General features: G+C 46.7%; 17 protein-coding genes. 8 read left to right on the plus strand and 9 right to left on the minus strand.

The features are described 5' to 3' along the window. On the plus strand, nucleotides 1–902 hold a 902-nt coding region (locus tag C170_RS16985), incomplete at its 5' end, for a BclA C-terminal domain-containing protein (RefSeq protein WP_036612066.1). A 368-nt stretch (nucleotides 903–1,270) separates the two neighbouring features. Here C170_RS16985 and C170_RS16990 read toward each other — a convergent pair. The 4 genes from C170_RS16990 to C170_RS17005 form a co-directional block, all read right to left on the minus strand. Then, on the minus strand, nucleotides 1,271–2,146 hold the full coding sequence (locus C170_RS16990; protein ID WP_036612068.1) for an SDR family oxidoreductase: 876 nt from the start codon (nucleotides 2,144–2,146) through the stop codon (nucleotides 1,271–1,273). Between the two features lie 29 nt (nucleotides 2,147–2,175). Beyond that, nucleotides 2,176–2,655 carry a hypothetical protein gene (locus C170_RS16995; protein WP_036612071.1) on the minus strand — a complete coding sequence of 160 codons (480 nt, stop codon included), beginning with the start codon at nucleotides 2,653–2,655 and terminating at the stop codon, nucleotides 2,176–2,178. 127 nt (nucleotides 2,656–2,782) lie between these two features. Next, entirely contained in the window at nucleotides 2,783–3,340 is a 558-nt protein-coding gene (locus C170_RS17000) for a MarR family winged helix-turn-helix transcriptional regulator (RefSeq protein WP_047841886.1), read from the minus strand. Between the two features lie 172 nt (nucleotides 3,341–3,512). Then, nucleotides 3,513–4,436: a proline dehydrogenase family protein gene (locus tag C170_RS17005; protein WP_036612073.1), complete on the minus strand. Its 924-nt coding sequence runs from the start codon at nucleotides 4,434–4,436 to the stop codon at nucleotides 3,513–3,515. A gap of 409 nt (nucleotides 4,437–4,845) precedes the next feature. Between C170_RS17005 and pruA the strand changes: the two genes are divergently transcribed. Together pruA and rpoN are read left to right on the plus strand one after the other, a co-directional pair. Beyond that, complete coding sequence (gene pruA, locus C170_RS17010; RefSeq protein WP_036612076.1) at nucleotides 4,846–6,393, plus strand: L-glutamate gamma-semialdehyde dehydrogenase; 1,548 nt, start codon at nucleotides 4,846–4,848, stop codon at nucleotides 6,391–6,393. A gap of 128 nt (nucleotides 6,394–6,521) precedes the next feature. Next, complete coding sequence (gene rpoN, locus C170_RS17015) at nucleotides 6,522–7,826, plus strand: RNA polymerase factor sigma-54 (RefSeq protein ID WP_036612079.1); 1,305 nt, start codon at nucleotides 6,522–6,524, stop codon at nucleotides 7,824–7,826. Nucleotides 7,827–7,945: 119 nt separating this feature from the next. Here the strand turns inward: rpoN and C170_RS17020 are convergent, their stop codons facing one another. Further along, a complete protein-coding gene (locus tag C170_RS17020) occupies nucleotides 7,946–9,379 on the minus strand; it encodes an aspartate ammonia-lyase (protein WP_017690253.1) in 1,434 nt (477 codons plus the stop codon). Nucleotides 9,380–9,714: 335 nt separating this feature from the next. Here C170_RS17020 and C170_RS17025 point away from each other — a divergent pair, with 335 nt between their 5' ends. The 3 genes from C170_RS17025 (at nucleotide 9,715) to C170_RS17035 (ending at nucleotide 13,012) form a co-directional block, all read left to right on the plus strand. Beyond that, nucleotides 9,715–10,992, plus strand: a complete 1,278-nt coding sequence (locus tag C170_RS17025; protein ID WP_036612082.1) for a methyl-accepting chemotaxis protein — start codon at nucleotides 9,715–9,717, stop codon at nucleotides 10,990–10,992. 198 nt (nucleotides 10,993–11,190) lie between these two features. Then, nucleotides 11,191–12,036, plus strand: coding sequence for a hypothetical protein (locus C170_RS30135; RefSeq protein WP_051447252.1), 846 nt, complete (start codon nucleotides 11,191–11,193; stop codon nucleotides 12,034–12,036). A gap of 268 nt (nucleotides 12,037–12,304) precedes the next feature. Continuing rightward, on the plus strand, nucleotides 12,305–13,012 hold the full coding sequence (locus tag C170_RS17035) for a stalk domain-containing protein (RefSeq protein WP_036612085.1): 708 nt from the start codon (nucleotides 12,305–12,307) through the stop codon (nucleotides 13,010–13,012). A gap of 150 nt (nucleotides 13,013–13,162) precedes the next feature. On the opposite strand, the gene C170_RS17040 is transcribed toward C170_RS17035, so the two are convergent. After that, nucleotides 13,163–14,137 (minus strand): ring-cleaving dioxygenase, encoded by a 975-nt coding sequence (locus C170_RS17040; protein WP_036612088.1) that lies wholly within the window; start codon nucleotides 14,135–14,137, stop codon nucleotides 13,163–13,165. A 264-nt stretch (nucleotides 14,138–14,401) separates the two neighbouring features. On the opposite strand from C170_RS17040, the gene C170_RS17045 reads away from it, so the two are divergent. After that, nucleotides 14,402–15,163 (plus strand): YwaF family protein, encoded by a 762-nt coding sequence (locus C170_RS17045; RefSeq protein ID WP_036612091.1) that lies wholly within the window; start codon nucleotides 14,402–14,404, stop codon nucleotides 15,161–15,163. Nucleotides 15,164–15,298: 135 nt separating this feature from the next. Here C170_RS17045 and C170_RS17050 read toward each other — a convergent pair whose 3' ends face one another. The 3 genes from C170_RS17050 to C170_RS17060 form a co-directional block, all read right to left on the minus strand. Beyond that, nucleotides 15,299–16,093, minus strand: coding sequence for an SDR family oxidoreductase (locus C170_RS17050; RefSeq protein WP_036612094.1), 795 nt, complete (start codon nucleotides 16,091–16,093; stop codon nucleotides 15,299–15,301). Between the two features lie 207 nt (nucleotides 16,094–16,300). Continuing rightward, on the minus strand, nucleotides 16,301–16,564 hold the full coding sequence (locus tag C170_RS17055; RefSeq protein WP_036612099.1) for a YqkE family protein: 264 nt from the start codon (nucleotides 16,562–16,564) through the stop codon (nucleotides 16,301–16,303). Between the two features lie 484 nt (nucleotides 16,565–17,048). Continuing rightward, on the minus strand, nucleotides 17,049–17,699 hold the full coding sequence (locus C170_RS17060) for a peptidylprolyl isomerase (protein ID WP_036612102.1): 651 nt from the start codon (nucleotides 17,697–17,699) through the stop codon (nucleotides 17,049–17,051). A gap of 256 nt (nucleotides 17,700–17,955) precedes the next feature. On the opposite strand from C170_RS17060, the gene C170_RS17065 reads away from it, so the two are divergent. Next, entirely contained in the window at nucleotides 17,956–19,170 is a 1,215-nt protein-coding gene (locus tag C170_RS17065; RefSeq protein WP_036612104.1) for an MFS transporter, read from the plus strand. Nucleotides 19,171–19,309: the final 139 nt, after the last annotated feature.

The following is a 19,309-nucleotide window of genomic DNA, read 5'->3' on the forward strand; positions in this document are numbered from 1 at the left end:
GAGCCACTGGTGTTACGGGAGCAACGGGAAGCACCGGGGCTACTGGAGTGACAGGAGCCACTGGTGTTACGGGAGCAACGGGAAGCACCGGGGCTACTGGAGTGACAGGAGCCACTGGTGTTACGGGAGCAATGGGAAGCACCGGGGCTACTGGAGTGACAGGAGCAACGGGCGTTACAGGGGCCACCGGAATAACAGGAGCCACGGGTATTACGGGAAGCACTGGAGCTACTGGAGTGACAGGAGCGACTGGTGTTACAGGAGCAACGGGAAGTATCGGGGCTACCGGAGTGACAGGAGCCACGGGCATTTCTGGAGTAACGGGAAGCACTGGAGCTACTGGAGTGACAGGAGCGACTGGTGTTACAGGAGCAACGGGAAGTACCGGGGCTACCGGAGTAACAGGAGCCACGGGTATTACGGGAGTAACAGGAAGCACTGGGGTTACCGGAACAACAGGTGTCACTGGAGCAACCGGTACAGCAGGGCAAGGGTTGTCCTCTTATGCCTATATTTTTAATACTTCAGCTCAAACTGTAGCTATTGAAGCGGATGTAATCTTCGACAGCAACCAAAATCTTACTAATATTACTCATGCGCCCAATACCGCTGCGATTATTATTGGTAATGCCGGGGACTATGCGGTGTTTTTCAATATTGCAGGTGTGCAGGCAAACCAATTCACCCTTTATCAAAACGGAGCCCCTGTAGGTGGCAGTGTCTATGGTTCAGGAGCTGGGACTCAACCGAATCCAGGCATGGTCATTATTACGGCTGCTCCCGGTGATGTGCTGACATTACGGAATCATTCCAGCGCATCAGCTGTTGGTCTGCAAACACTAGCAGGTGGAACACAGACCAATGCTAATGCTTCTATTCTTATTCAACAGTTAAGTGGTTAACTTTTAAATAATAAATGGGTGTGTCCAGAAAAATAGACATTTAAAATTGTGGTCCTATCTCATAATTAGTGGTTGACAGTCTTCGGGCGCAAATCATGGGAAGTTCTCACTTTAATAATTTTCGCATTAAAAGAGTCATAATATAAAGTCTAGCCGCTCTTTTTGAGTGGCTAGACTTTAGCTTAATTAATAGTTAAGTTCTCTCATTAAAAACATTATTACCGGCTAGGATTCCTGTAGAGCTCATAACCATCCTCTAGAACGCTGAAGTTCGTTAAACTTAGCATTTTTGTTTATCGCTTTAATATGCGGTGGGGTCGTTAGCGCTTGGAGCGAGAGAGCCCCTTTTCGTTATTGTATAACTTGGTTTACAGCCTTGGTTTAAATGCATCTCGATGTTCTCTCAGGAATGCATCAAGTGAACGCGGCGCTCTGCCAAGCAAGCGTTGGACCGTATCCGTCGGCTTCTCTGGCACAACGGAAGACATCGTCTGAATTTCCACAACGTGGTCTGCAAGCCAAGGAGGCATCTGTCCATGTTCGATCAGATCCGTTCGAAGCTCCTCGGGTTTGAGGTTGAAGAATCCGATCGGACGATTGAACAGGGTGGACATTTTATCTGCAATCTGTGCATAAGTGAATGCTTCGGAACCGGTAAGCGTATAGATGCGGTTCACTGGTTTGTCTCTAGTCAGCACTTCTGTGGCAATATCTGCGATGTCTCGGCAATCGATGAAGTTGCACGGGGAATCTCCAATGCAGCCGAAGAATACATCTTGAGTTGTAATGGTTGGTGCGAGTCGGAGCAGATTTTGCATAAAAGCATAGGGCCGCAGCATTGTATATGTCATCCCGGATTTCACTAGAGCTTGCTCGATTTGTTCATGCCAGCCTGCTACAGTTACTGGTGAACGTTCGTCATATGCTGGGCTGGATATTTTGACGACATGCTTGACTCCCTCTTGCGCAGCCATCTGAATAATGGATGTCTCTAGTTCCACTTGTTTAGGGTTGTTGGATAACGCTAGAAATAGTTGACTGGTACCCGCCAAAGCTCTGCGCATGGATTCGGAATCATTTGCATCGGCAGCACAGATTTCAATCCCGGACAACGCCAAGTCCGCCATTTGTTGACGAAGCTTATCCGGCTTTCTACTTACTGCCCGAACGGGAATACCTCTTTCCATCAAACGTCTCAAAAGTACATTTCCAATCATGCCTGTTGCTCCAATAATAGTAATCATGTTTCAATCTCTCCTTATAATGAACTTGTTTATTTGATAATGTAAGCTCGCCAGCGCCATGTCATGATCGTACAAGCTATTGCACCGGACAATGGAAAATCGAACCCAATATGATCCAACCAAGCCCATGAAGAACTCGGGTTTACGATCTGCAATACATTAGAAATCCCCCACGCCGCCACCAAGCCAAACCCTGCGCCTGCAAGTGCCAAGCAGCCCACGACAATGATTCGGGGGGCTTTTGCCACCCACCGTGTGCGGTTCTTACGGTTACGAAGCCAGAGTCCGGCCCATAGAGCCATAAGCAGAGACGCCCCTCCAATCGTTGTTAAAGCTCGTAACTGAAGGACTTCATCAGCGGTAACGATTCCCCCGATGCTTGCCATGATGGCAGGAGACAAGTAGGCCGGGATTAATTCACGCCACAGCACAAAAGGTTTTGGGGGAGGATTAGCAGCTCGGTTTGGATAAGCTTCCTCGGAATGAATGGGGTCATTAAGGTTAACCATATCACTACTCCTTTTTTGTTTAGAAATCACTGATTTGCTTTCATCTATAAGTAATTAGGAACCTAACTATATGGTGATGAAAATGGGCTAGTTGAACTAGCCCGGTTCACCTTTCTTCGTTATGCTCCTAGGATTTTGGTTCGGAGAAGTCGTGTGACTCATCTGTAAGTGCAGCAATACCTTGTGTTACACGCCCCAGCAGGTTGAGAAACACACTCCTTTCCTCGATCGTAAGTAATCCAACCATCGCTTCCAGTCTGGCAAAATGTTCCGCAGCCATATCCGTTAGTTTCTTCGCACCTTTGGCGGTCAAAATGACTGACTTCTGACGACCATCAACGGAACTCGTCCGACGAGCAACCAGTCCGTCGCGTTCTAAAATCTCGATTAGACCAGTTACGGTAGCACGGGTTACACCCAGATTTTCCGCCAGTTGGGAGGGCAGTTCTTCTCCTTCGTGATCTTCAAGATCTGCCAACAGACGATATCGTCCTGTCGATAAACCAAATCTGGAGAAATGGATTTCTGCAGCATGCCCAAGTTTGGCTCCTGCTACCATCAGTCTGGATGCGACAAGCACGGCTTGTGCATCCACGTCTAATTGATAGCGATCAACCTGACGCTTCGTTTGTACTAACGAAGGGATGAGGTACATATCAGTTGTTGATTTGTTTTGATTGTCCATACATATAGTATGGTGCCTAACTATATAGTTGTCAACTTTTGTTTAGACCATTCGTCAAGTTGGATGCTCTCGTAAAGTGTTCGTACACAAAAAACCATGTGCCCAGAAAGAAAGAGGCAACATGGTTTTCTTTTGTCTTTTTCATATATATATTGATCCAGCTGGAAAATAACTATCGGAACATATTCTTAACGACCATCCAGAGATTAGCCGGTTTTTCGGCCAAACGGCGGGTATAGTACGGATACCACATGGTGCCATAAGGTACGTAACAGCGAATGCGATAGCCTTCTTTGGCGAGACGTTCCTGTTCGCTCATCCGCAGACCATATAACATCTGAAATTCAAAGGCATCCGTCGAGATCCCCCGATCCTTGGCGTATTGTTTCGTCCAGTTAATGATGTGATCATCATGCGAGGCAACCGCAGTGTACACACCCTGATCGAGGTGATTACGAATCATCGTTTTGAATTGATGAATGACTTCAGAAGTATTCTGATAGGCGACTGATCCGGGTTCTTTGTAAGCACCTTTAACCAGCCGAAGCCGAATGCCTTCCCGAATCATATCACGTGTATCTTCTTCGGTGCGATGCAGGTAGGCTTGCAATACTGTGCCTGTATTATGCAGTCCTTCCGAGTGCAGTCTTCGGACAATATCCAGCGTCGCTTGAGTAAATGGACTATCCTCCATATCAATTCGAACAAATAGATCATGTAATTTGGCTTGTGCGGCAACGGTACGGATATTTCGATAACCCTCTTCCGGGTCGAGTGCGAGGCCCATCTGGGTTGGTTTCAGCGAGACGTTGGAGTCTGCCCCTTCACGTGCAATGCCTTCTACCAGTCGTACATACTCATCCCTGTACAATGCCGCTTCGCTCAGGCGAGTGATGCCTTCGCCCAGATGATCGAGCGTAGCCATAATGCCTTTGTTATTGAGTATGCGGATCTCTTCGAGAGCTTCTTCCAAGGTGTTTCCTGCAATAAATTTGCCTGCCAGCTTCTTACCATATCTAATGGACAGGTTCTCTACAGCTTTGTTGCCTGCCACGGTTAATAAGGTTTTGCGATATATTTCCGTTCCCACACTCATTTTCGTTTCCTCCTTCAGCATTGTGCATCCTTAATTCAAGCAAGAAACGTGCCAGATTTGGCGATGGTCTACTATTTCTCATGAAAATTATCTATTTAAATTGAACTAAACATTTACACAAAACGGAGAGGACAGAAAGAACCTGAAGAAGCGGAGCGCTCGCCTTTATCCCCGGATTTTCCCTCTATAAAAAGGAAACAAAAAAATCTGGGGATAACAGCGATCGGAAGGTTATTCTGTCATCAGAGTGGCCCGTGTGAATTTTCTTTAGTTAAATTTAACGAGAAAAATATTTCAGTCTCAACCGGAGTTGGCACGGATTTTGCTACATATATTTGGTGATGAGTAACATACAAAATAATTCAGGCGAGCAGCCAGCGAATCCCACATCCTGAAGGAGGAATTATTGATGAATATCCCTTTTGTTAACGAACCATTCACACCCTTTGCAGTCCAGGCGAACCAGGAAGCATTTGAAGACGCACTTCGTCAGGTAGAAGCTGAACTTGGGCAGGAATACCCGATTATTATTGGTGGGCAAAAAATAACAAGCAGCCGCACGTTAACTTCCGTGAACCCCGCAGCCAAGAATCAAGTTGTCGGAACGATCCATCAGGCAGATCGAGAATTGGCCGAAAAGGCCATTCAGACAGCGGCGGAGACATTCCACACATGGAAACATACTGACCCGAATGAACGGGCTCGTTATCTATACAAAGCAGCTGCCATTATGCGCCGTCGCAAGCATGAATTCTCCGCATGGATGGTCTATGAAGCTGGCAAGACTTGGCCTGAAGCGGATGCGGATACAGCGGAAGCCATTGATTTTATGGAATTCTATGCACGGGATATGCAGCGACTGAGTGAACCGCAGCCCCTCGTACGGATTGCAGGAGAAGATAATGAACTGAGTTATATTCCGCTGGGCGTGGGTGTTGTCATCCCACCTTGGAACTTCCCGCTGGCGATTATGGCAGGTATGACCTCTGCTGCACTGGTCTCCGGCAACACGGTGGTATTAAAGCCCGCCAGCACAACTCCGGTGATTGCCGCCAAGTTTATGGAGCTGCTCGCAGAAGTTGGTCTGCCGGATGGCGTTGTGAACTTTTTACCAGGACCAGGCAGTGAAGTGGGTGATTATCTCGTGGATCATGCGCTCACCCGGTTTATCAGCTTCACCGGTTCCCGAGATGTGGGACTGCGAATTAATGAACGTGCAGCACGAACAGCTCCAGGTCAGAAGTGGATCAAACGGGTTATTGCAGAGATGGGCGGCAAGGATTCTATCGTAGTAGACAGTGACAGTGATCTGGAACTCGCGGCAGAGTCCATTACCGCTTCGGCATTTGGTTTCTCAGGCCAGAAATGTTCGGCGTGTTCCCGTGCCATTATTCATAAGGATGTATATGATGAAGTATTGCAAAAAGTGATTGAACGGACACAGAAACTGACGATGGGTAGTCCGCTTGAAGTTGGCAGTCAAGTTGGGCCGGTTATCGATGACAAGGCATATGCAAAGATCACGGAATATATTGAAATCGGCAAGGGTGAGGGGCGTCTTGTGCACGGTGGCGGTACAGGGAACGTTGAAGGTTATTTCATTGAACCAACCATAATTGCCGATGTGGACCCAAAAGCCCGGATTGCTCAGGATGAAATTTTTGGACCTGTGCTTGCGTTCATCAAAGCAGAATCTTTCCAGGATGCATTGGATATCGCCAATAATACAGACTATGGCCTGACTGGCGCGGTGATCTCACGTAATCGTGAACATCTGGAACAGGCAAGACGCGAATACTTTGCGGGTAATCTGTATTTCAACCGGAAATGTACCGGAGCACTGGTAGGCACACATCCATTTGGCGGATTTAACATGTCAGGCACGGATTCCAAGGCAGGTGGAAGAGACTATCTGCTGCTGTTTACACAGGCAAAGCTGGTATCGGAGAAATACTAGACAGAAACCCATGATCCGATTAAAAACTTCTTACATTCACTTGAATAATATGCTATTATCCCTGCAAATCCTTTTGTTCGTATAAGAAACACAGATGCTTATTGCCGAAGGCATAAGGAGGGAAACGGATGTTAGGTGTTCAGTTGGTACAGGAACAACGTATTCGGCTGTCCATCACGCCGGAGATGAAACAATCCTTTCATTTGCTAACCATGTCTGGCCAGGATCTGACCCGTTACTTGCTGGATGCAGCGGAGGAAAATCCAGTACTCGAACTGGAAGAACAAGCCGCGCCCCTCGCCCGGATACCGCGGCGAATGGATCAGCGCAGGTATGATTCCTATGACCCGTTGCTTCAGGCCAAAGGTGCCGAACCTACTCTGGAACAATTGCTGATTGCGCAAATTCGAGTAATGACAATTCCAGACGAATTGGAAAATATGGCCGTATATTTGGCAGGGTGCGTTAATGATGATGGTTATCTGACGGTTGAACTGGCAGAGGTGCAAGCAACACTTGAGCTTTCGATGAGCAAGATTGCAGCGGGACTGGAGCTTCTCCAATCGCTGGACCCTGCTGGTGTAGGGGCGCGCAATCTGCAAGAATGTCTGTTGCTCCAGATTAGACGTGATCCATCAGCCGCGCTGAATGCGGAATGGATGGTGGAAGCTGGATTGGAAGCACTGGTTCCTTTTCACCCAGGTAGAACAGGGAGACGATTAGGCATGACTTCGCAGGAAGCTCAGACTGCCTATGACTATATTACACGTCTCGATCCCAAGCCCTGTCGATCGATTGGATGTACGGAACGGCCACATTACATTATTCCGGATGCCATTGTTGGATTGCGTAACGGTGAGGTCCATTATAGTTTGCATGCAGCAGGTAACCCTCGGGTATCGATGAATGAAGCGTGCTTCCGCTGGATCAGGGAAGAGGCTCCCGACGCAACCTGGTCTACCCGCGTGGCAGAGGCGAGGGCTATTATTCGGAGTGTACACTTGCGGCGCAGAACTTTAGTGCGTGTGCTGGCGGCAGTGATGGAAGAGCAGAAGCACTTTTTGGTCAAAGGCCCATCCGGGCTAAAACCACTTAATCTGGCTGTTATTGCAGAGAAGGTTGGCATACATGAATCAACGGTAAGTCGTGCGGTGAACGGTAAATACATTGAGACCCCACATGGTGTATATGAACTCAGGGCTTTTTTTGCCTCGGGAATCAGTACAACGTCAGGGGATAAAACATCAGCATCAGCGGTGAAACGTAGATTAAAAGAAATCATTCGCATGGAACAGGCTCAGCGTCCATACTCGGATAGTCATTTGGCCACACTGCTCGCCGAGGAGGGGATTGTCATCTCCCGCAGAACGGTTGCCAAGTACAGGGAGGAACTTCAGATTCTGCCTTCCCTTGAGCGTAAACGGTGGGCTTAATCGAATAGCTGGCGTCTTATCACTCTGAATACAAGAACCCCCGCAAACCGGATAAACGGTCTGCGGGGGTTCTTGTTAATTATTTGAGTTTGGGTTGCTGCATTAGTTTTCCTGATTACCTACAAACGTTCCATATTACGCAGGAAGTGTTCTCCGGCAATCCCTGGTGTAGTCATCTGTTCCGGATGAAGAATCTCTTCCAGTTCTTCCGGTGTAAGCAATCCGCGTTCGAGAATAATCTCTTGCAAGGAAAGTCCAGTCTTGAGCGCTTCCTTCACGATGGAAGCTGCCACATTATAACCTAAGTGTGGGTTCAACGCCGTAACCACACTGAAACTTTGCTTCATGATTAATTCGCAGCGCTCACGGTTAGCTTCCATCTCTTCAACTGCATAACGCGTGAAAACATCGATGCCGTTATTCATAATTTTCAGCGATTGCAGCAAGTTGAACGCAATAACTGGGCCCATGACATTCAGCTCGAATTGACCGGCTTCACACGCCATACAGATCGTATGGTCGTTCCCCATCACCTGGAAGGATACCTGGTTAATGACTTCTGCCATAACGGGGTTGACTTTGCCCGGCATAATGGACGAACCTGGCTGACGCGGTGGCAGGCGCAATTCATTGAATCCTGCACGTGGACCTGAAGCCATCATGCGAATATCATTACAGATTTTGGAAAGGCTAACCGCACATACCTTCAGCGCCGCTGAAAGTTCCAGATAGGCATCTGTGTTCTGCGTTGCATCCACGAGATCCTCAGCAGTTTGTAGTGGAAGTCCGGTAACATCAGACAGGTGCTCTGTAACCTTAACGATATATTCGGGTTTGGCATTGAGTCCTGTACCTACCGCAGTTGCACCCATGTTAATGGTAAGCAAGCGGCGATTGGCAAATTCAAGACGCTCAATATCCCGTCCGATTACACGGGCATAAGCTCCGAATTCTTGTCCAAGGCGAATAGGTACGGCATCCTGAAGATGGGTACGGCCAACCTTGACCACATCGTTGAATTCCACTTCTTTTTTACGGAACGCATCCTGTAGTCTTTTCATCGTAGCGAGTAACGTCTCCGACAGTCGGTACGCCGCAATGCGCAGTGCTGTAGGAACCACGTCATTAGTAGATTGGGACATGTTCACATGATTATTGGGATTGCAATGGAAGTAGTCTCCCTTGCTTTTGGTTAACAGTTCCAGCCCGCGATTGGCCAAAATTTCGTTCATATTCATATTCATGGAGGTGCCTGCACCGCCCTGAATGGAGTCTACAATAAAATGATCCAGATGATGGCCTTTCATCATTTCTTCTGCTGCCATGACGATCACATCGCCAATCTTGCTCGGCAGCATCTTCAACTCCATGTTGGTAATGGCTGCTGCCTTCTTCACCGCAGCCAGAGCCGTGATCAGCTCCCGGTGTACCGGAACGCCGGTAATCGGGAAGTTTTCCACGGCCCGTACCGTTTGAATTCCGTAATAAGCATAAGCCGGGATTTCTTTTTCACCGATAAAATCTTTCTCCGTCCGTGTGGACATAGTAGACATCTCGTTCGCCTCCAGTGGCATCAATAAAAATAGTTCGGCTCCAGCGTTGCTGAAGCGCACTCAGTATATCATTTAAGCAAAATGGATGCCAATCTAAATCATTTGGCCTCTTGTGCCGATAATAAATAAAATTAGGGATATTAAATGGGATATTATTCAATTTTTAAGAAAGTGAGGGATATCCAAGCTTGTCTTATACATTATGCGCTATATGGTAGAGAAGTCATGCATGAACGGCAAGTATGAGGGGGAATAGAACGTTTTCAGTGATGTATATCACATGAAATTTGGTACTTGATTGGTAAAATAGGAAAAAAGGACTACGGGGTGTGCACATGAAATGGACTTTAGGAGCAAAGACTGTCGCAGGTCTGGTACTGATTTCGATTATTACCTACGGAACTAGCGGCTTTTTTATATTTTTTGTCAAAGACTGGATTACATTAGATATTCCGAATTGGGTATACATATCGATTATTTTGATCATGGGAGTATGCTGGAACGGGATTCTGGGATGGTTTGCCTCACGCTGGCTGACTCGTCCAATCGTTCATCTGTCCCGGGCTGCACAGCAGGTGTCAGCGGGGGATCTGACAACCGAAATTCCGCAGCGACGCACGCAGGATGAACTTACCGTATTATATGATGCTTTTCGCGCAATGGTTTCTAACCTCCGAAGCATTGTAAATGATATTGCAGACAGTACAAGAACGACTTCACAGAACGCACAGTCTCTGAGTGAAGCAATTACCCAGGCCGCCGAACAGATCGAGATGATGTCGGATGCGGTGGATCATATTGCGGTAGGCGTAGAAGAGCAGAAGGTCACTTCCCATCAATCTCTGATCACTGCGGATGAGATGCTGAACGATTTCCAGCGTATGCATAGCCAGTCCATGGATATGACAGAGATGTCCGGTCAGATGGAACGATCGGTGGATCATACCAAACAGACTTTCTCATCGTTGATGAAAGGGATGGACGAGCTGGCCGAGTCGCACAATCGTTCCCGCGATATTATGTTGTTGCTGGAGAAGGAAGCCTCCGATATCGAGGTAATTACCCAGTCTGTCAAAAACATTGCTGAGGAAACTGGGTTACTTGCCCTGAATGCTTCCATTGAGGCTGCACGAGCTGGCGAAGAAGGTTCTGGTTTTGCAGTCGTGGCGCAGCAGATCCGCAAGCTGGCAGACGAAAGTAAGGAATCGGTACACCGTATTAATGAGCTGATTAGTCGTGTGCAAGAGCGGATCAGGGAGACAGCCCAACTGTCTCATGAGCAGCATGGTCTCGTGGTTAATGAATCGGAGCGGACCGTGTCTGTGGATCAGACGTTGCATGAACTGACAGGAACAGTGGAAGTATTTATGAAGGGTGCGCATGATATCGGTTCCAAGATTGCAGAACAGACCGGTCGCGTGGAGCAAACGCACGGTCATGTGAAGAAGATCCAGGGGAAAGCCGGATCGTTCTCGGATGAGGCGAGACGAATTATGGATGCCGCACACGAAGAGACAGCCATCATGGAGGAGATTTCATCCTCGGCTGAAGAACTGAGACAATTAACCGATCGGTTATTGGACAAAACCAAAGCATTCCGGATGCAGCCTTAAGCTGTGTTCGGAATTTTTTTTGTTTTTGGAGCACAGTTTTGGCATGAGAATTTGCTTATTCTGGTTAAAGCCGAACGTTCTTTCGTGAAAACGAAAATTTGTAAAGATTATTTTATGAAAGATTAACAAATTCGCAACTTGCAGGCGATAAATGAAGATATAATAGGATTATCACAACAGATAAAGGAGCCCAGTATATTGAAAACTTGGACAGGTATCCTGCTGATGATTATTTTGGCGGTAGCTACGATTAGTACAACTTCGGCTGCCAGAACCATGAATGAATCGCAAAAACAGCTTAACATAGATGATCAATCCAGCCAGACCGAAGTGGTCGAGGCTTCCAATATAGATAAAATGCATGACACAGCGAAGACAACACAGGAATCCATCCCCGTGAAAGAGGAATACATTTCGATAGCTCCAGAGAATGAGAAGGTCAGATTATACCCTATGAAAGTTGAGGGTTCAGGATATATATATAACGGAATGATTTTGGAAGTGGACGGCAAAGTGCAAGAATTTAGTGATTGGCAGGGAGAAGGCGGGTCTTACAAACCCGAAGTGCACGAGTTGGATCTGAATGGAGACGGCCAGAAAGAAATTATCGTTTTGTACACAGAAGGTCATGGAACAGGTATTTATTTGGGACAAGCACGTATCATTAATCCGGTAACGCTGGAAGAGATGAAGATGCAATCTCTGGATGAGATTGCGAAACAACATGTGAAGTCAAAAGTTACGGTTAGATCAGACCGTGTGGATGTGGATGTCGCCGTTGATGGCGTTCAAGCAGAACCTTTACGGATCGAGGAAGATACGAGTGGCGGCGTATATAACGAAGAGTTGGGGTTCGGTGGAGTTACCTATTACAGTGTAGAGGATGGCCAGCTTGTCGTATCAGCAGCAGGATCTTACGGTGCGGCTTTGTATGCGGGTGATCTGACATTTGCTTATGAGTATCAAGATGGCGAGTGGAAGGCCGTAGATTTGAAGTACAGCATGGAAGTGTATGAAGAAGAATATTATGAATCTTTTGATTGATATCATCCTGTTGATATCATAGTGCAGTGGGAATTAAAAGTTCTCGATTGTGGAGTTAAGTGAACAACTGACAAGAATATCTTCCTTTCTCCGTATACGGACAATGGGAAACAGGGCGAGGCTGAAAAAAATGGGGACATACAGCCTCGTTTTGTGCTGCCCGGAAATAGGCAATGTGTACTAAAAATGCAGTAAACAATTGACATTATCACTTTAGTCGTTTAAATGTATAAAGGACAAATCATTTTAACATTCAGGAGGGATTTTGATGAAGAAAAAAGTTGTACTGGGTTTGATGGTAGGCACATTAACAATTGGGATCGGAACAGGTGCACTCGCAGCAACAGGACTGGAACAGATTAAAGCCTATCTGAACAGCAAGATTACGCTAAAAATGAATGGTGCCACGGTGACAGCCAAAGATGCCAATGGTAAAACAGTGTTGCCTATCACTTACAACGGAACGACTTATTTGCCTGTGCGTGCTGTGGGATCTTTGCTTGGGACAGAGATCACTTATGACAGTGCAACTTCATCCGTCCTGATTGGCGGAACGAATGGATCTGCGCCCGTAACCAACGGAAAAGTAACGCTGAGTGCACTTGGAACATCCGTACTGGGATCTACTGCTTGGCACACCAAAGATCCTAAGGATACCACATATAAAGGCAAGGATTACAAGGATGTTTATCTGCATAATGATCCTACGAAACAGGGGGATGATATCCAGATTAATACGGGTAAAAAGTATTCTTCTCTGCACTTGGAACTTGCCGCGCTGAAAGGAAATCAGGAGATTCATATCTATGATCAGGATCTCGCGACACTCAAAAAGTTCAATATCACTCCAGAAAGCGGTATGATGAGTCTAGATGTGGATGTTAAAGGTACAGACGCTGTCTATGTAGAGATTGTATCTGAAGATCCGGGTTCGGCTCTGTTTGTACCGCTCACAACATCGTATCTGACGAAGTAAAACACAATCTGCAAGTTTGCGACCTTACAGTAAGGGCAAGGCAAGCATAAACATAAAAAAACGATGATTCACTAGGCGATTCCTGAACCGTATCCGGTATTCAGAGTTGCCTGGTGAACATCGTTTTTTATTTTCTTTTTGTTACGAATATTAACGAATGACGGTATCCAGCGGTTTGAGATTAGCTGCAATCTCGGCGCGGCGACCTTCAAGGAATGGAGGCAAAGCAAGCGATTCACCCAGATGCTCCAATTCTTCGTCTGTATCAAATCCCGGACCATCGGTTGCAAGTTCGAACAGAATACCGTTTGCTTCACGGAAATATAGGGAGCGGAAGTAGAAGCGATCTACAAAACCGGAGTTAGGGAATTGGAAGTTACGAACCCGTTCCACCCACTGTTTGAGTTCTTCTTCGTTATCCACACGGAACGCAACATGATGTACGCTACCACGTCCAGGACGCTCTTGGGCAAGGTCATTCCGTTCCTCAACATGCACCTCGGAGCCGCTGCCACCTTCACCGGATTCAAAAACGAGTACATCAGGTTGACCTGGAGTAAAGGCAGGATAACTTCCTTTAGCTCTGAAACCGAGCAGTTCGGTAAGAACCGGAGCGGTAAGGGAAGCATCTTTTACCGTAAGATGGATAGGGCCAAGACCTACAATGCCATACTCGGCAGGCACAGGGCTCTGATCCCATGGTTTACCACCAGCGACACCTGTATTGTTTTCATCCGAGACCAGAATCAGACGTTGTCCTTCAAAGTCTGTGAACGAAAGCGTGGCACGACCACCCCGTTCAACAATCTCTCCATGTGGGACTTCGAATTCGTCAAAACGCTGCTGCCAGTAAGTAAGTGCCGCATCACTTGGAACGCGCAGTGACGTTCCGGATATGCTGTTCACCCCTTCACGAGTCTGTCCGGCCATCGGAATCTCGAAGAAGGTAAGTTCGGTACCCGGATTACCTTTTTCATCGCCATAGAAGAGATGGTAGACGGACACGTCATCCTGGTTGACTGTTTTTTTAATGAGGCGCAGACCCATGATGTTAGTGTAGAAACGATAGTTCTGATCGGCATGTGCGGTTAGAGCTGATACGTGGTGAAGTCCTTTGATTTGCATAATAATTCCTCCTAGATGAAATGGGATAGTGTAAATGTTTAGTTGAACATTGGTTGAGTGCTGTATTTTTATCATTCCTGTTAAGAAAGTTACTAACTTTTCGTTTGTTTTGTTTCTGGATTTATCTTAACATAAAGATATTTAAATTACAATGCTTATTTAGAATTCCAACTGGACAGTACATTCATTCAATGGCAAAATGAAAAAGTTAACATTAAAGAGAGATAATGTTGGTGAGATCCTTGCAAAGGAGAGAAGAGATGCATGGCGTACCCACCATGGCTGGACCCTTATGATGCAGAGCCGTTTATCCTGTTCTCCACTTCACATATCGTTTCGATTAGCGTAATTACAGCATTGATTGTACTGATGTTTTTGCTTCGACACCATCTTCGATCATGGTCAGAGAGGGCACGCCGCATACTGCGAATTGTTCTGACTTGTATCATGTTTGCCTGTGAAATCGTGCTGCAACTCTGGTATGTGTATGGAGGGATATGGAGCCTGCAGACTTCACTGCCACTCGAACTATGCAGTCTGTCTCTGCTATTATCGGCGTTGTTACTGTTAACACGCAGTCGACTGTTACATTCTGCACTGCTGTTTGCAGGTATTGCTGGAGCCCTTATGGCGATCCTGACTCCTAATCTGGGTTATGGTTATGCACATTTTCGATTCATTCAATTTTTCGTTGCTCATGCCTGTATCATTCTGGCTTTACTCTACATGACCTGGGTAGAACAGTTGCGACCTAGCTGGAGATCTGTAGCAGGTTCGATGATATTTGTGAATGTGGCAGCACTAATCGTATACATTGTAGATGTCATGCTTGACGCGAATTATATGTTTTTGAGACACAAGCCGAGTACACCCTCGGTGCTGGATATGCTAGGTCCGTATCCCATGTACATCCTTGGGGAAGAGATACTTGCGCTAGTTTTGTTCTCGCTAATGTACATTTTGCTCTTTGCCATTCCAGATCGGTTGAAGCATCGTGTGAAAAAAGGTAAAAGCTCCGCGGTATAGGGATAATCCTTGTAGTTGCGTCTGCGCCGTATTATAAACTCTTTATAAATAAAATATCCCGCAGTAACCTGACTGGATCAGGTCGCTTGCGGGATGTTTGGGCGTTGTCCCTGAATGGGGCCAGCTTTTATATGTTTATCCACGGAGCAGAGATTCCGCACCATCCACGTAGATTCGTGTACCTGTAACATGAGAGGCTTCATCGGAAGCGAGGAACAGAACGAGGTTCGCCACTTGCTTCGACGTTCCAGGTTCGCCCTTGAGCGGATGTTCGTGACCCTCAGGGAATTCAACAGGAATCTGTACTTCTTTCAGATCATCCGACGGGTAGGTGTTATCATCAATGTTGGTATCGATGGCTCCCGGGCAAACGGCATTTACACGGATCTTATAACGAGCCAGCTCCAGTGCAGCCATCTTGGTAAATGCAGTTTGTCCCGCTTTGCTGGAAGCGTATGCAGAGAAACCAATCCCTGAGAAGACCCGGTTACCGTTGATGGAACTAGTGATAATGATGCTGCCGCCATGTTCTTTCAGATGAGGAATAGCATATTTGACGGTTGCGAAGGTTCCGCGCATATTGATCTCCATCGTCTGGTCCCAGTCCTCAATTTCCATCGTTTCAATCGGGGCCATCGTTCCGTTAATGCCGGCATTCGCAAATATGATATCCAGTTTACCCGCTTCAGCCGCAGCCTGATTGATTGCCTTCTGCACATTATCCGGTTTGGAGATATCACATTCGATCACATACGCTTCTCCGCCAGCCTTTTCAATCGTCTGCTTGGTTTCCTCCGCATTTTCGGGTGTGCGATCCAGCATGTACACTTTGGCCCCATGTTCGGCGAATCGAATAGCAGTAGCCTGACCAATACCCGATCCACCTCCGGTTACAATCGCCACTTTGCCTTCCAAACGTTGTTCTGTCATCTCTGATCCCTCCATGAGTTAGATTATCGTTGTACGCTCTACTTCTAACATACCCGGCTCAAGATGCGTGAATCATATGTGTATATATCAAAAAGAACAGGACCGCAATGCGGCCCTGTTCTTTGAGCAGATCATCTTCATGATCTGTCTGCTGTAATATTATTTTGCCATGTGAATGGTAGGAAACACCCTCGGGTCATGCCCTGGTTACTTATGTTTCTTCCAGTCCATTGCACTGTTATTGAGCAAATATTCGAAATCGTTATCCCGGCGCTTCTGCTCCGCTTGGCGAGCTTCTTCTGCCTGCTGACGTTCCTGCTCTTTAAGAGCCGCTTCGGCAGCCTTGGCTTCATCCGCCTGAGCTTTCAGCTTCTCCAGCACATCACTGCTAAGCAGATCCTTCAGTGTTGTGGGTTTATCCTGTGCTACTGCTGCTTTGGGAGCAGGAGTGCGTTTTTTGGATTTTGCCATAGGAAAATCTCCTTTCCAAACATGAATCAGGTTCCATTTATCGTACAGTAGTCATAGTATATCAGGTTCCCGTAAAGCATTCCATGAATCTGCGGAACAAAAGCAGGAAAACGAGGGTTGCGTGACGAATGAAAACGGGTATAAAATCATATACTATTACCGATACTGCGACTATTCCCTGGAGAAAGGAGTCGTTGTTCGTGGAAGTAAACCGTGGTTTACTGAAAGGGCTTGCATGGGGCGTTGCCTTTAGCTGCCCGTTATGGATTGCGATTATCGGCTGGTTACGTTTGATGGGATGGATGTATTGAGGATGATGCCGGAAGAGGTCATTTTTTATAAAGTCATAGATGTAACCGCTATCATTAAAATCAAAAAATAAAGCTCTGCCTTGCGAGATTCGCAAAGGACAGAGCTTTTGTTTGTTTAGAGTTCATTAAAAAGTCATAACCATGGATTATCATCCGTTTGGCAAGGAAGTTAATTAAGGCATTTTTACCGGCTCTGGATACTCCAGACCGTGGGTGTCTACCGTAACTTTTTTCATAACTTGATCCGTAACGGGTTTGTCACCTTCACCTATTTCCTGAGCTGCAATGTTATCCACAACTTCCATACCTTCGGTTACTTTTCCAAAAGTAGCATATGCATTATCCAAATAATCAGCATCTGCTAACATGATGAAGAATTGGGAGCCTGCTGAATCAAGATTATCTGATTTACGTGCCATCGAAATGATTCCCCGAGTATGATTTAGGTGATTCTTGTGGCCATTGGATGTAAATTCCCCTTTGATCGTATAACCTGGGCCACCTGAACCGTTGCCATCGGGATCACCACCCTGAATCATGAAGCCCGGAATGACCCGGTGAAAGATCAGGCCGTCATAGAACCCTTTATTCGCAAGGGAGATGAAATTATACACCGTGTTGGGCGCAATCTCGGGATAGAGCTCAATAACGATCTTTTGACCATCCTGCATCTCAATGGTAGCCACCGGGTTTGGACCTTCAGGTGCGGCCGGGACCGGCGCTTGCTCGGCACTGGTTGCAGGGCGTCCGCAACCACTAATGACGATAAGCAGCATCGCAAGAACGAGCGATACTGCGGTTATTTTTTTCCACCGTAAAGACATGAAAACGTTCCTCCTTGCATCTCTGCATCATATATTTTCTCCAAATCATATTTGGATATTTACCCAACTATCATACCGTTTTTGTGGACAGGATGGCAATGTAATACATGTGTTTGTGGTGAACAAGGGATGGCCTTCATGGAATGATGGGTGTAAAATAAGGAAAATGCTTCCGCATCGGGGACGTACGGGTCTGTTCCGTCCGCTCCAATACACGGCAGTCCCGGCGTCAGTAACGGAAAGGGCGTGCGGGTATATGAACTTCTCGTGGAAGCGCAATCTGGTCATATTGTGGATTGGTGTATTTTTTTGCAGCACCGCCTATTCGATCTCGATTCCATTTCTGCCTCTGTTTCTAAGTGCTGACTTGGGGGTTCGTGATCACCTGGAGTTATGGTCAGGACTGGCATTTGGCATTACGTTTCTTGCGAGTGCACTCGTGTCTCCGTTCTGGGGATCACTGGCTGACAAATACGGACGCAAGCCCATGCTGATCCGGTCGGGATACAGCCTTGCCGTCTTGTATTTAATCAATTATTTCGTGCAGGACCCGTATTCACTAATTGTTGTTCGATTGTTTCAGGGTCTGCTTGCAGGGTTTGTTCCAGCAGCGATTGCCTTGGTAGGCACGAATACACCTGAAGAGAAGACTGGTTATGCACTTGGTATTATGTCCACTGCAGGAGCCACTGGTGGTATTATCGGACCGTTAATTGGTGGCGTGGTGAGTCATTATTATGGTAACCGGAATGCATTTTTGTTTTCGGCTATTGTTGTGTTAGTCTCAGCAATCATCGCAACCTTCTGGGTAAAAGAAGAGAACTTCAACCGGAACAAAGCGCGTTCCCACGTCATGGATGACATTCGTGAAGCGAGAGCGAATCGTTTGTTTATGACGGTGCTTGGCATGATGGGCATATGTACATTTTCCGTCATGATTCTGGAGCCACTATTGACGGTCTATGTGATGGAGATGGGCGTTCAGCCGGATCGTGCCTCACTCAGCTCGGGTATTATTTTCTCAGCGGTGGGGGTAGCAACCGTTATTATGGCGCCGCGTTGGGGCAAGATTGGTTCAAGGATTGGATACGGTAAAGTGTTGATCATCGGACTTGTTGGTGGGGCTGTAGGGAATCTTCTGCAGTTCTTTACAACAGGATATATCGCATTCGGCATTTTACGATTTGTGTATGGTTTATTCTTTGCCGCTGTATTTCCGGCAATTAACGCCATGATTGTGCAGGCTACCGCATCAAGTTTCCGGGGCAGGGCTTTTAGTCTGAATCAATCCGCTGCCCAGATCGGGACGATGGCGGGACCGATTATTGGTGGTGTACTTGGGGGCTGGCTGCCGATACGCTGGATATTTATTATTAATGGAGTGGCATTGATCATCACTGCGATGGTAGCGAAGTGGTCAGGATTGGATCACAAACTGCCCGTGGCAAGTAAGGTTTCCGCTAAGCGATGATGCTAAATCACCAAGAGAAAGTGAACTTACAGGTAACAAAAAAGATGACGCTGTGAAATTACGAGGCCACTGAAAAAGTCCAACATCTATAAACAGATATCCCTCCTCATTTTTTTGAGGAGGGATATCTGTTTTCCTG

This window comes from Paenibacillus sp. FSL H7-689 (assembly GCF_000517905.1).
Classification (GTDB): Bacteria; Bacillota; Bacilli; order Paenibacillales; family Paenibacillaceae; genus Paenibacillus; species Paenibacillus amylolyticus.